This is a genomic window from Alcanivorax sp. HI0044 (assembly GCF_001634945.1).
This window is the reverse complement of sequence record NZ_LWEZ01000881.1, coordinates 1-497: the sequence shown is the minus strand read 5'-3', so window position 1 is coordinate 497 and position 497 is coordinate 1. Positions and strand designations below refer to the sequence as shown.

At 55.9% G+C, this 497-nt stretch carries 1 pseudogene; it reads right to left on the bottom strand.

The annotated features are described in order from the left end of the window. A pseudogene (locus A3730_RS10480) lies at window positions 1–462 on the bottom strand (hypothetical protein); the annotation flags it as partial. Between the last annotated feature and the right edge of the window lie 35 nt (window positions 463–497).

The window sequence follows — 497 nt, the reverse complement described above, 5'->3', positions numbered from 1 at the left end:
GAAGTTCAGGATAACGGGGTCACCAGGCCTTGCATTGGGTTGGAACGTTTCTCCCGGTGCCCAAGACTGAAGCTGCAAGGGTCGAGTGTCTTGGCTTGGGGCAGGCGCTTGGCGCTGGTTTTGATAGGCCTCCATGCGGAATGAGAGCAAGCCTGATGCCTTCTCCAGGCCAAGAACCTCGGGTTCGACCACACTGACCGCATCTAGTACTAGTACACCATCCTTTACAACGGCTAAACCCGCTACCTGCACATTAAGCAGGTTCTGGCTGAGAGCCGCATTGGGCTCTTGACCTGCTGCAGTCATTGCTGCGTCCATATTAAGCAGGGCATAGCGGGGAACCGATGGGGAATCACTGAATGGATTCGGGATCAGATACCCATTAGCGTCGCTGAGTATCGTGATGGTGACTTCACCGGTTTCCAGCCCGGACGGTATTTCGCCCAGTATATTGACGTCCACGGGGGTGCCTCGGAGTACGGAACCAGCGGGTACTC